Source organism: Taurinivorans muris (assembly GCF_025232395.1).
In the GTDB taxonomy this organism is placed as follows: Bacteria; Desulfobacterota; Desulfovibrionia; order Desulfovibrionales; family Desulfovibrionaceae; genus Taurinivorans; species Taurinivorans muris.
This window is the reverse complement of the sequence record NZ_CP065938.1, coordinates 1,733,299-1,747,043: the sequence shown is the minus strand read 5'-3', so window position 1 is coordinate 1,747,043 and position 13,745 is coordinate 1,733,299. Positions and strand designations below refer to the sequence as shown.

At 43.9% G+C, this 13,745-nt stretch carries 8 protein-coding genes and 1 tRNA gene; 7 read left to right on the top strand and 2 right to left on the bottom strand.

The window, feature by feature from the left end; genetic code table 11:
• The first annotated feature begins 400 nt into the window (after nt 1-400).
• From JBF11_RS08190 to JBF11_RS08180, 3 genes are all read left to right on the top strand, one after another.
• Nucleotides 401-2,686 carry a methyl-accepting chemotaxis protein gene (locus JBF11_RS08190; RefSeq protein WP_334314992.1) on the top strand — a complete coding sequence of 762 codons (2,286 nt, stop codon included), beginning with the start codon at nt 401-403 and terminating at the stop codon, nt 2,684-2,686.
• Nucleotides 2,687-2,964: 278 nt separating this feature from the next.
• Nucleotides 2,965-5,199 (top strand): methyl-accepting chemotaxis protein, encoded by a 2,235-nt coding sequence (locus JBF11_RS08185; RefSeq protein ID WP_334314991.1) that lies wholly within the window; start codon nt 2,965-2,967, stop codon nt 5,197-5,199.
• 172 nt (nt 5,200-5,371) lie between these two features.
• On the top strand, nt 5,372-6,277 hold the full coding sequence (locus JBF11_RS08180) for an EamA family transporter (protein WP_334314990.1): 906 nt from the start codon (nt 5,372-5,374) through the stop codon (nt 6,275-6,277).
• Between the two features lie 244 nt (nt 6,278-6,521).
• Here the strand turns inward: JBF11_RS08180 and JBF11_RS08175 are convergent.
• Nucleotides 6,522-6,598, bottom strand: a tRNA-Arg gene (locus JBF11_RS08175).
• 373 nt (nt 6,599-6,971) lie between these two features.
• Here JBF11_RS08175 and JBF11_RS08170 point away from each other — a divergent pair.
• From JBF11_RS08170 to JBF11_RS08160, 3 genes are all read left to right on the top strand, one after another.
• The gene (locus JBF11_RS08170; RefSeq protein ID WP_334314989.1) at nt 6,972-10,328 is read left to right on the top strand and encodes an ATP-binding protein; all 3,357 of its coding nucleotides are present in this window, start codon (nt 6,972-6,974) and stop codon (nt 10,326-10,328) included.
• 129 nt (nt 10,329-10,457) lie between these two features.
• A complete protein-coding gene (gene gcvH, locus JBF11_RS08165; RefSeq protein WP_334314988.1) occupies nt 10,458-10,856 on the top strand; it encodes a glycine cleavage system protein GcvH in 399 nt (132 codons plus the stop codon).
• A gap of 116 nt (nt 10,857-10,972) precedes the next feature.
• Entirely contained in the window at nt 10,973-11,140 is a 168-nt protein-coding gene (locus JBF11_RS08160; RefSeq protein ID WP_334314987.1) for a hypothetical protein, read from the top strand.
• A gap of 354 nt (nt 11,141-11,494) precedes the next feature.
• Here JBF11_RS08160 and JBF11_RS08155 read toward each other — a convergent pair whose 3' ends face one another.
• Nucleotides 11,495-11,902: an OsmC family protein gene (locus JBF11_RS08155; RefSeq protein ID WP_334314986.1), complete on the bottom strand. Its 408-nt coding sequence runs from the start codon at nt 11,900-11,902 to the stop codon at nt 11,495-11,497.
• Between the two features lie 364 nt (nt 11,903-12,266).
• On the opposite strand from JBF11_RS08155, the gene lpdA reads away from it, so the two are divergent.
• Complete coding sequence (lpdA, locus tag JBF11_RS08150; RefSeq protein ID WP_334314985.1) at nt 12,267-13,688, top strand: dihydrolipoyl dehydrogenase; 1,422 nt, start codon at nt 12,267-12,269, stop codon at nt 13,686-13,688.
• The last annotated feature ends 57 nt before the right edge of the window (nt 13,689-13,745 follow it).

The following is a 13,745-nucleotide window of genomic DNA, read 5'->3' as shown; positions in this document are numbered from 1 at the left end:
TTCCCCCATAAGACAACCATAAAACCAATAGTACTTAAGCCGCTCAATGAAGCTGAAAGTATGATAAAAAAACATAGCGAACATCAAAAAAGAAAGGCTTTCCGAACAAGAAAGCCTTTCAAAAAAAACTTCAGACAACAGGAAAAACATAGTATCAGCAGTATGTTCAATAAAACAATATCCCACTTCATGTGCCGGATTTCCATTCTTTCCGTATAGACAAATTCACGTTCTCCACACTTCTTCCTCTCTTCTCTTTTTTCCTCCGCACCCATATTGAAAATTTTATTTTGCGAAAATCAACTACACAAACAAATAAAAATCACATATACTAAAGAAAATGCTCTTAGGAGCATAAAATACATTCTTTTGCTCAAGGGGCAAATAAAAGAGGTAGCAAATGAAATTAACTACGAAACTCCTTTTAGCATTCAGCACGACTATCCTGCTTATCATGCTTATCACGGTCCTTTCATGGAAGGCGACAGCTACGTTCGACAGGCAAAAACGGGTTCTTGCCGACTCAGAAAACATTATCTCATCCATTTTAAAAGCGGATAAAGCGGCAGGAGCGGCTGTCGCGGCAAACAATGCCGAACTTTTCAACGAAGTGAAAACACACCTGCAAGCCGCGCTCGACAATTCCGAAGACCTGCTCAGCATTGTCAGACAGGAAATCACCAAGGAACATCTCCACAATATTCAAAAAACTTCAAAAGAATACGTGCCTCTTATTGACAACATTTTACACCTTTTCAAACAATTTTATGCCACGGATGCCGCCATTACGAAAATCGGCTACAAGCTCCAAGACGATTTGGCAAATATTGCGGAAAAAGAACAGCAACACTATGAACTCACCGGAAATGCGGAAAATTTGCTTTCCTGCAAACTTATCGGCGAAAGTTTCACCAATATCCGTCTTGCCGTCGCAAACTTTTTAATCTCCTATTCCGATGAAAACCTTGCTGTTGTAAAACAACGCGTAAAAGAAGCGCAAGAGAAAACGGCGCCTTTAAAAAAGAACCCGCTCTTCGCTCCCATTATCGGCAGCATGGACTCCTACATTGAAACGGCAACTCCTTTGTTTGAAATAAACAAGGAACTCAACGCGTCCCTTGCGAAAGGCATGGAACTTAGCGCTTACAACTTATCCGAAGGTTCCGCCATTACCGATATCGCCCTTGCGGCATTCATAAGAGTTGAAGGTGAAATCAAAAGACAGCTTTTAATCGCCGCCGCATTTTCCGTATTACTCGGTGTCGCCTTAGCTGTTTTCCTCAGCAAAAATGTGATGAAACAACTGGGAGCAGACCCGAGCGACCTTTCCGTTCTGGCTGAACGCGTAACAAACGGCGATTACGACATCAACGACGGCAAAGCGCATATCGGCGTTTACAGCAATATTATCAACATGGTTGAAAAACTGAAGGAAACCCTGCAATTCTCTCAAAACGTGCTTTCCTCCATGCCTATTCCTGTCGCCGTGTTCGGTTCCAACAACAAACTCAAATACGCCAACAGGGAAATGATGGGCTTGCTTGAAATCACGAAGAAAATGGAAGACTGCATAGGCGAAACTTCCGGAACGTTCATGTACCGTCAGGAAAACTTCAACACCGCGACCTGCAAAGCCATCGCAACGAAAGAAGCTGGCAAGCTGGACCTTGAATATGAAACCCATAAGGGCAAACATATCAATGTCGCGACTATCGCCCAACCTCTTATTGACGCTCACGGCGATGTTACCGACGTTATCAGCGTATGGCAGGACATTACGGAAACGGTACGCCAAAACAAAGTTATTGCGGATTCCTACCAAAACATGCAAAACATCGCCGTTGAACTGGAACAGGTCGCAAGCATAACTTCCTCCGCTTCCGAACAGCTTTCCGCTCAAATCGAACTTTCCGAAAACGGGGCGCAGGACCAGGCGGACCGCGTAGCCACGACAGCGACCGCTCTTGAAGAAATGAACGCGACCGTTCTTGAAATCGCAAGAAACGCCGGCACGACTTCTGACAGCGCTTCAAACGTGCGTTCCGAAGCTTCCGCAGGTTCCGAATCCATGCAGGAATGCGTAAAAGCCATGCTTGACGTGAAAGAAGAATCCCTGAAACTGCAAACGGAAATGGGCGTGCTTTCCGAACACGCGCAGGCGATTAACGAAATCATGAACGTGATTTCCGATATTGCCGACCAAACAAACCTCCTTGCTTTGAACGCCGCTATCGAAGCCGCGAGGGCGGGGGAAGCGGGACGCGGATTTGCCGTTGTTGCAGACGAAGTCAGAAACCTTGCCGAAAAAACCATGACAAGCACGACCGATGTGGGCAATGCGATCTCCGCAATTCAAAAATCAACCGCCGACAATACCCGTCTTGTGGTCGACGCCGTGGAAAAGATTGAAAGAGTTACTGAAATGGTAAGCGGAGCGGGCGAAGCGCTGCTCGGTATCGTCCAGCTTGCGGACACCACTGCCGACCAAGTCCGCGCCATTGCGACCGCTTCCGAAGAACAGTCAGCAACCAGCGAGGAAATCACTCAATCTGTCGACAGTATCAACAATATTGCGAAAGAAACGACAAACAACATGCAGGAAGCCCGTAAGGCTGTGAATGAAATGGTCAACCAGACCCATATATTGAGCCAGCTTATCGAGCAATTGCAAAGTCAAAACAAATAGCCGACATCCCGCTAACCATAAAAGAGCTTTTTCAAAAAATGAAAAAGCTCTTTTTTTTTGCAAATTCCCCTATTCAATCCAACCATAATGCCGATAAGCAATATTGACAATTAACTTAAATTCATTATGGTAGCTAAAAATACCGTTCCGGCAATTTTTTAATTTTATATTGCCAATCTGTAACATATGCTCCGACAGGGCATTATTATAAAATAAGGATGTGCTTTATGAAACTTTCCAACAAACTAGTACTCTCTTTCAGTTGCCTGACAATCCTGATGATGATTCTTTCTGGTTTGTCATGGCTTGCAGTCAAAGACCTGACTAGGGAAAAAAACTTTTTAGGTCTCGCAGAAAACTATGTTTCCACTGTGTTGAAAGCCAAGTCAGAAGTTCTTACTGCCGTTGCGACCAACAACACCCAAATCATCAACAATGCGATTAAAGATTTCGTAGCCGGCACCACAGTAGTCGCCGAACTGAGCAAGCTTGCCACCATGGAGAAAACAAAAGCCATACTCAGCACCACAACGGAAGAAACAAACGCATTGCCCAAAATTCTTTCAAAAATCGGCAATCAATTCGATTACATCCGTAAAACTGACGACGCACTTACCGTCATCGGCGATGAGATATACAAAGAACTCACCGACCTTATGGAAAAATCACTGAACCAATACAATACCACCGGCAACGCCGACAGCTACATGCGCCTTTCCGAATTGGATTCGCTTATCATGCAGCTTCGCCAAGCACTCGCGAATTTCCAAATGAGCAAAAGCGAAGATTCATATAACCGCGTGCATGCATACCTCAACCAAATAAAAACGCTGAGCGATACCAATCATAACAACCCGATATACGGCAACTTGCTTGAAAATGCAAACCGTTACGCAGCCAGCACGCTGCCTCTTGTCGACGCGCATATCCAACTGCAAAAAACCATTACCGAAGGAACGGAACATTTTGCGAAATTAACAGAAATCGGCAGCGAACTTTCCGCCATCTCCCATGAAAAATTTGAAAAGACCAGAGCATCCGCCATCATGCAGATTTTCACAATCGGCATAACCGCTTTTGTCATCGCCGTTATTCTTAACATTTATATCAGCAGAAGCGTTCTCAAACAACTTGGCGCCGACCCTCAAGAGCTTTCCGACGTAGCAACCCGCGTGACAAACGGCGATTATGACATCAACGACGGAAAAGAACATATCGGCGTATACCGCAACATCATCATGATGATTGAAAAACTGAAGGAAACGCTGCAGTTCTCTCAAAGCGTGCTTTCCTCCATGCCTATTCCTATCGCCGTGTTCGGTTCCAATAACAAACTCAAATACGCCAACAGGGAAATGATGGGCTTGCTTGAAATCACGAAGAAAATGGAAGACTGCATAGGCGAAACTTCCGGAACGTTCATGTACCGTCAGGAAAACTTCAACACCGCGACCTGCAAAGCCATCGCAAGCAAACAAACCGGCAGATTGACCCTTGAATACGAAACCCATAAGGGCAAACATATCAACGTTGCAACCATTGCCCAGCCTCTTATTGACGCTCACGGCGATGTTACCGACGTTATCAGCGTATGGCAGGACATTACGGAAACCGTGCGTCAAAACAAAGTTATCGCGGATTCCCACCAAAACATGCAAAACATCGCAGCAGAACTGGAACAGGTCGCAACCATCGCTTCTTCCGCTTCCGAACAGCTTTCCGCCCAAATCGAACTTTCCGAAAACGGGGCGCAGGACCAGGCGGACCGCGTAGCCACGACAGCGACCGCTCTTGAAGAAATGAACGCGACCGTTCTTGAAATCGCAAGAAACGCCGGCACGACTTCCGACAGTGCGGCAAGCGTGCGTTCCGAAGCTTCCGCAGGCTCCGAATCCATGCAGGAATGTGTAAAAGCAATGCATGAAGTAAAAGAGGAATCCCTGAAGCTGCAAACGGAAATGGGTGTGCTTTCCGAACACGCGCAGGCGATTAACGAAATCATGAACGTGATTTCCGATATTGCCGACCAAACAAACCTCCTTGCTTTGAACGCCGCTATCGAAGCCGCGAGGGCGGGGGAAGCGGGACGCGGATTTGCCGTTGTTGCAGACGAAGTCAGAAACCTTGCCGAAAAAACCATGACAAGCACGACCGATGTGGGCAATGCGATCTCCGCAATTCAAAAATCAACCGCCGACAATACCCGTCTTGTGGTCGATGCCGTGGAAAAGATTGAAAGAGTTACTGAAATGGTAAGCGGAGCGGGCGAAGCGCTGCTCGGTATCGTCCAGCTTGCGGACACCACAGCCGACCAAGTCCGCGCCATTGCGACCGCTTCCGAAGAACAGTCAGCAACCAGCGAGGAAATCACTCAATCTGTCGACAGTATCAACAATATTGCGAAAGAAACGACAAACAACATGCAGGAAGCCCGCAAAGCCGTTGACGAAGTGGTCAACCAAACCCATGTTCTCAGCCAGCTGATTGAACAATTGCAGGCTCAAAATAAATAATTGCAAAGTTATTTATAATAATGAAAGGCTTTTTCGCAGGAAAAAGCCTTTTTTCTTTTCACAGCATACGGATGATGCAAACATCCCTTTTCAAAAACATAGGGTCGCCCCCTTGAAACCTATTGACAATTCATACAATTTTGATAGAGCCTAAAAAAAAGGAAACAGCGGTATGTCACTTTCAAAACAGAACAAAAACATTCTTTTCATTTTATTTTGCCTGCTTCTTCTTTACATCGCATGGGGCACGTCTTTCTTTTTCACCAAACTGGGGCTTGCTTATGTTCCGGGAGTCCTGCTTGGGGGCGTTCGCGCCACAATTTCCGGCATACTGCTTTTTTTATTGGGTATTTTTACTCAAGGATATTATACGATAACTTTAAACGATTTTAAATATGCAACAATTTTAGCTGTTTTTCAGGTCTTTTTCAGCTCAGCCCTTTTGGCGAAAGGGCAGGAAACCATCACATCAGGGCTTGCCGCCTTATTATGCGGCACCATTCCCCTGCTCATGGTACTTGGCGAATGGCTCCTGTGGGGCGGAAAACGCCCGAAACTCAAGCACTTTATCGGCTTAGGCGTCGGACTGACCGCAATTTTATCAATCAATATCAGCACCTTATTCAACGGACATATTTCTCCCGTCGGTTTGGCGCTCGCAGTCTGCGCTGTGCTCGCATGGGTCTTTTCCGGGCATTATTCAAAAATCTGCTGCCAAAGCAACAGCCTGTACATTTTTCAATCAACCGGCTTAATCCTGTTCATCGGCGGGCTGGAAAGCCTCGGTTTCGGTTTTCTCATCGGTGAACGCTGGGATTTGAGCCTCTTTGACTTCAACGGCTTCCTCATTCTCTCTTTTCTCGTCCTTATGACCTCGATAGTAGGCTATACCACCTATTTATGGCTGTTATACCATGTGCGCCCCGCTGTCGCCCTTTCCTATGAATATGTGAACCCTGTCATCGCCCTTGTCCTCGGCGCGGCGTATCTTGGCGAAGAATTGACCTTTTACCACGTCATAGCCTGTATCGCCCTGCTCGGTTCCGTCTTCCTCGTCAGCTCCTACGGCAAGGAATAATTCCGCCCATTTGCAAATTCCGAAAGAATGTTCCGTCTGTCCCGTTCCCGGCTTTCAAACAGCCTGCATCTCCGCAATGCTTCTGCCATTTTGTTTGAGCATCCGCATTCGCATTTTGCTTGACAGTTCATATAAAAACAGACAAGACCCAAAAAAACGGCAAAAAAAATCATGTTCAAACAAATCGTATCCGTTTGCAGGAACAAAAAAAGGACTTATGAATATCATAAGTCCTTGAAATTTATGGCGCGCCTGGAGCGATTCGAACGCCCGACCTACAGGTTCGTAGCCTGTTGCTCTATCCAGCTGAGCCACAAGCGCACTTGAGAAATTTCTTATATACACTTGGCAAACGCTTGTCAAGTTTTTTTATTAAATTTTAATTTTTTCTGTTTTCAAAAATAAAAAGCGCAGACAATAACCGACCGCATGCGCAACAAAATTTGCACATCCGCAAAACCGCAGCTTTTTTGCAGGCTCCGCTATCGGCTTTATCATACAAAAATAACATAAAAAAATTCCTCATAAAAATTTCATTCCGCAAGAATAAAAAATACAATATTTTCCCTTACTTATCCCTATATATATATATATAGGAAAAATCTGCGAAAACCGATGCATACATTGCTTGACATTGTGTCCAATACTGAATATTTTCAAGAAAAAAGTTTCTAACCAACAGATTTAACTATCCATGAAAACATCGGAACTATCTTCTCTCGGCTCTCAGTTTCTCCATGCCATATTTGTTGGCAAAGACTATGAACTCGCCCTTTCGCTTTGTGATTTCCCATTAACTGTCATATTGCAGGATACAGCCTATCAAATAACCGATTCCGATAAATTCAACGAGATTTTTTCAGGTTTAAATCAAAAACAACCGGAGCAGCCTGAACTTGTTTCCGAACAGTTCCTTTTTAAAAGCACCGCCATGTCCGCGCTTTTCATTGAAGCGGATTTTCCCCGTGCCAGCCTTTCCGTCACAGTTCATTTTGTCATCGGCGGCAATAAAATACGCTCCGTGCATTTTCTCGCCAAAGCCTTGGAAAACGCTTCAAAAGTGAAATTTCTTTTCTCAGGCGAAGAAGCGGACGGCGGCGAAGCGCATTCTTCCGATTTTCCTCCCTATTCCGATAACGGCTTTCAAGAGCAAGGCAGCGCTTCCGATGCCGAAACCTGCAGCGAATGCCCTTTTGAATGCACCGACAATTCAAACAACCATGAACTTATCAATAAAGTAAAAAATCTCCGCCTCCGTTCCCTGAACTTTCTTTTGAAACACAACGACCTTTCAAAAATTCAAAAAAGCATTCCTTACTCTCTTAACCAAATTCCGCTCAAACTCCTGAAACTCAAAACAGCTTTGGAGCACAGCGGCATTTTTTACTGGGAATACGACCCTGTCAAAGACGAAGGCAATATTGATTTCTTCAACAACAAGGAAGAAATCCGTTATACGCACTTTACGGAAATGCTCTGCCGTTTTTTCAATGTCACCCTCCGTTCGCAGCAAAAACTGCTTGATTTGCACAAAGCCCTTTTAAATGGCGAAACGGAAATTTCCGCCGACATACAAGTTTATAACAAGGAAGGCAAAGAGGAATGGCAAAAAATCCGTTACAGCGCCATACAAGCCGATAATTCCCTGCTCGCTATCGGAACATGCGAAAACATCAACGAAATTAAGGAATTGAAAAAACTTTTTTCCGCCGCCACGGAACAGACGGGACTTTACATTTGGAATTACGACTTCGCAGCAAAAACATTGACGCTTGAAAACCACCCGAAATCAAACTTTTTTCAAACCACGTCCTTTGTCAATGTTCCGGAAAGCCTTTTTAAGGCAAGACTTATCCACCCCGGCGACAGAGAAAAATGCAAAAATATCTTCAGAAAAATCGAAACGGGCGATGCCGTGATCAGGGAAGATTTGCGGATAAAAGATCCTGTCACGGACGAATATGTTTGGCACCAAATTTCATTTTCCATAAAAACGGACAAGAAAGGCAACCCCTCTTCCGCCATCGGCACGATTTACAATATCCAAGAGCAAAAAAATCTTGAAGAAGCCTATAAACAGGAATTTAAACTTTTTGACACAAAAAACGAAGCAACCATTTTAAACTGCATATACAGCTTTAATGAGAAAAAAGTTATCCGCATGGTGTCATCAATAGAATCCCTTAACCATGAAAACCTAAGTTTGCAGGAATTGATAAACAATATCGCCGCTCTTTGCCCTGACGAAGATAAAAAACAACTTATTCTGAAAAGTGCCGACAGCAAAAACCTCCTGAAATTTTACGGCGAACAAAAAGCCGAAGATGCAATCATTTTTCCTTTCAAAATAAGCGGCATCGACAGCATTTGGACCGCTCTCAAAATCACTTTGCTGAAAAATCCGTCAACACAGGAAAATTTTGCAAAAATCACGATGGAAGACATCACAATCAGCCACATTAAAAAGGCTTACAGCAACAAACTTTCCAATCACAGATACGATTTCATTTTGCGTATCAACTACGCAACGGGCAATTACGTATATTCTTTCGGCAGCGAAGTTCAAAAAAACCTTCAAAACATCGCCCTTTCCGGCAATTACTTTTATGATTATCTGATATTCGCCAATTCAATGGTGGTCAAAGAGGAACGCCCGACTTACATAGAAACCGTAAAACCTCAAAACATTTTGGAGCGCCTCAGGCTTGAGGGGGAATTCAGCTTCATTTACCGCACTGCCGCCAACGGCGGCGAAATCCGCTACAATCGGGCTCACTTTTTCATGCTTGATGAAAATTCCCATACCTTTTGCGAAAGAAGCATCGATATCACGGACAATTTCAAAGTCGAACAGGAAAAAGACTCCATGCTCCACAAATCGCTGCAAATGGCAAATGACGCCATAAAAGCGAAAAGCCAGTTTCTGGCTTCCATGAGCCATGACATCAGAACTCCCATGAACGCAATCATCGGCATGGCGAATATCGCTCTTGAAGACATTGACAATAAGGAACAAATCAAGGAAAGTCTGGACGTCATCAAGTCAAGTTCCGAAAACCTGCTTGCGATTATCAATGATATTCTTGATGTCAACCGCATGGAAAGCGGAAAAGCGAACCTCAACAACGAACCCTTTGTTCTTTCAAAAGCCTGTAAGGAAATTGCAAATACCTTCAAAGGTATTGTCATGCAAAAAGAGCAGGAATTTAAATTTGAATTCAGTTCCATTAAAAACGACGCCATTATCGGCGATATAAGCAACTTTAAACGCATACTCACCAATCTGCTCGGCAATGCCGTAAAATTCACCCCGATGCACGGGTCCATCATTTTCAAAGTGTTCCAGGAAGCAACCAACAATCCCAAAACCGCCCATTTCAAAATCCAAATCCAAGATACGGGAATCGGTATTTCCAAAGAGCAAATGCCGAAAATTTTCGAAGCGTTCCAAAGGGAAGAAAACGACACAATCAAGCATATCGAAGGTTCCGGGCTCGGACTTGCCATCGTGAAAGCCTTGGTGGAAATGCAGGGCGGCACAATCAGCGCCGAAAGCGAAAAAGGCAAAGGCACAACATTCACCCTGCATTTGGAATATGCCATTGCGGAACAGCAGACAATACCGGAAGGACATGCGGCAATCAACTTCCATACTATCGATTTAAGCAAAAAAACAATCCTGCTTGTTGAAGACCACCCCATTAATAGCCTTGTCGCCACCAAATTCCTTGAAAAAATGGGAGCAACGGTCATTACCGCCGAAAACGGTGAAATCGCCGTGAATAAATTCCTGAAAAGCAAGAAAAATGAAATCGATTTTATTTTCATGGATGTTCAAATGCCTGTTTTAAACGGCTACCAAGCCACAAAAGCCATACGCCATTCAAATCACGCGCAGGCGAAAACAATTCCGATAATCGCCATGACGGCAAACGCTTTCCATGAAGACGTACAAAAGAGTTTGGATGCGGGCATGAACGCCCACATAGCAAAGCCTATCAGCATTGAAAATATCAGTAACACACTAAAAAAACTTGCAATCATAAAATAAACATAAAAGAAGTGACATTTGCTAGACAAAGTTTTTTTACTGTGCTAATGTTTTCTTGTGAATTTTATGGTATTTATTGCTATTTTTCATATAAATACCCCAAAAAAATTATAAGAGGAGTTTCCCGCTATGAAAACTTTAGACAAAATCGTATTGCCTGACGACCGTCGTTATACCGATGAACACATTTGGATCAAAAAAGACGGTGACAGCTATCTCTGCGGTATCAGCGACTTCGCTCAAGACCAATTAGGCGAAGTGGTTTACATTGAACTTCCTTCCGCAGGCGACACATTCGATGCCGGCGTTCCTTACGGTGAAGTTGAATCCATTAAAAGCGTAAACAAACTTTTCACCCCTGTAAAAGCCGAAGTTATCGCCGCAAATACCGCATTGGAAGACGCTCCTGCAACCTTGAACGAAGACTGCTACACAAAAGCTTGGATTGTCCGCTTAAAAGTTGAAAACGAAGCCGATATCGACGGTCTTTTAACCGCTGACGCATACCGCGCTTTCTTGAATAAATAAGCAAGCTTGCAAAAAAATACAGCCCTGTGCACGTCCTGTTTGCAAAAATCGGACACGCAGGGTTTTCTTTTTAACATGTCTGAAGCATGTTAGCATGATATTCATATTGCTGTATAATGTTAAGGTATGCTGAACATTATTATGAAAAGTTCTATAACGAGGCACGGGGAAGAACCGCTTTAGCAGTCAGCAAGTCTACGAGCTTTACGGACAGCGAAAGACCTATGGATGAAGACAGCAGAGATAAAAGTTTTCCCCTGCCTAAAAAATTCCTCATGGTATAATGAAAATACTCCCGTTTAAATTCATGGCTGTCAAACACGCTCCGCCCCAAAACATCCCCAAAAAGCTTTCCTCAAAAATTTTCAGTGTACCGAAAGAAATATTCCGGTGTCGCAAAACAGACAAGCCCCTCCCTATGAAAACAAGACGTTTGAAAAGAATATAGAAAAAAAAAACGGTTATAATTTTTCTCAGCAATCAGAAAAAATACGCTAAAGAAACGGTCCTCTTTCATCTCCCCATTCAAAATAAAAAACTCTGCCGCTCTCCGAAACAAGACCAAAAAAAGAGGCATACCCGTAAGGATATGCCTTGCTCGTATTTATGGAAGTCAATTATTTCCAAAATAACGGTTATTACCAGCTAAAATGGAAAACTTGTTCAATATCATGGCTTAAGCTATGGTGTACGCCGCAGGAAACAGCAACTTTTTCAAGCATCATTTTTTCTTTGTCAGAATATTCTTTATCCTTAGGCATTACGAAAGTAAGGGTGATTTTGGTAATGCGCTTAGGATTAACAGCAACTTCATAATCACATTCAGAATATGCTCCGTCAATATCAATTTCATGGTTATCTGCATACGTGCCAACCATTGAAAGGGAGCAGCAGCACAAAGACGCAACGCAAAGGTCGATAGGGTTCAGCAAATCACCCTTATTTTGATAACCGAGGAAAGCATCGGTGGTAATGGAAGCGCCGCTTACGGTATTTGTGCAGGTTACTTGCAAATCGCCAAGATATTCTGATTTAAAAAGTGCCATTTTAAATTCTCCTAAATAATGATATTTACTCTGTTTCAGCAAAGCAATGAAATCTTTCTAGCCGTGCGGAAAAATTTTGTCAAGCATTTTGTGACAAAAATAACAAAATTTTCAATTTTTTATGCCCAATCCCTTTATTAAATTTAGTTTTTTATTTTAGCATAGTTAGATGAAGATAATGCATGCTTTAGAAGGACTGATGCATGCATTATTCCAAAAAAAGCCAAAAAAATCTTAGGAAAAGAACTTGCTTTAATTTGTATTTGTGAATACTATCACGGAGCGGACAACGGATATGTCTGTGCCATAAAAATTCTGCAAACATTTAGTTTAGCAAATTTTATAATAATATGAAGAGGTTGTTATGAGTAAACGTATCACTGTCATCGGTGCGGGTCCCGGAGGATATACCGCTGCATTCGACGCTGCAAAAAAAGGTGCGAGCGTTACCCTTATCGAAGCGAAATGGCTTGGCGGCACATGCCTCAACTGCGGCTGCATTCCCACAAAAACTTTGAAGTCTTCTGCCGAAGCGTATGAAACCATTCACCAAGCTAAAGAATACGGCATCAATGTTGCCGGTGAAGCGACTGTCGACATGCCGGCAGTAATCGCCCGCAAAGAAAAGGTTTCTTCCGTTCTTCGCGGCGGTCTGGAAAAAACAGCCGCACAGCTTAAAGTCAACCTTATCATGGGAACCGCCAAAGTTATCAGCGCAAACCTTGTTGAAGTCACCAAAGCCGACGGCTCCGTTGAAAAAGTGGAAAGCGATGACATCATTATCGCAACCGGCTCTTCCCCGCTCAACCTTCCCAGCCTTCCTGTCGACCACAAATACATTCTTTCTTCCGATGATGCCCTCCTTCTCCAATATGTGCCTAAAAGCATTATCATTGTAGGCGGCGGCGTTATCGGTTCCGAACTTGCGATGGTCTTCAATACTTTTGGTTCAAAAGTAACCATCATCGAAGGCGCCGACAGAGTTCTTCCCGTTCCGAGCCTTGACGAAGAAATGAGCAAAATTCTTACCCGTGAAATGAAAAAAGCCGGTATCAAAACCGAAGTCAGACGTGTTGTTGAATCCGTTGAAATCGTTGACGGCAAAGTTAAAGCAAAAGTTGTGGACTCTCCTTTCTGTCCGCCGGCAACTCCGGGCGAACCGGCATTTGCGGAAGCTGACGTTGTTATTTCCGCTGTTGGCCGTTCTGCAAACAGCAAAGGTCTCGGACTTGAAGAAATCGGTATGGAACTCAACCGCGGCTATATCGTAGCAAACGAATACCTTGAAACCAGTATTCCTCATATCTGGGCTATTGGTGATATTTTGGGACCTGCCAAAATCATGCTTGCACACATGGCTGTTGCCGAAGGTTTGACAGTTGTTCAGAATATCCTCGGTGACAAGAAAGTTGCACAAGATTACAGCGTTGTTCCTTCCGCCGTATTTGTCACCCCTGAAATCGGCACTGTCGGTGCTTCCGAACTCCAACTCAAGAAACAAGGTCTTGTCGAAGGTACCGACTACAAAGTCGAAATCTTCCAATTCCGCGAACTTGGCAAAGCCCAAGCAATGGGTCAGCTTGCCGGCGCATTCAAACTTATTGTCGACTGCAAAACCAATAAAGTTCTCGGTGCCCACCTTGCAGGCGCCCACTCTTCCGATATTATCGCGGAAGTCACCATGGCAATGCAAATGGGCGCAACAGTTGCGGATATCGCCCACACCATTCACTCCCACCCAACCCTTGCGGAAGGCGTGTTTGAAGCCGCACACAGAATGTTATAATCGACACATTCCCATAAATGGAAAAGCCCTTGCTTTTGCAGGGGCTTTTTTTATTGT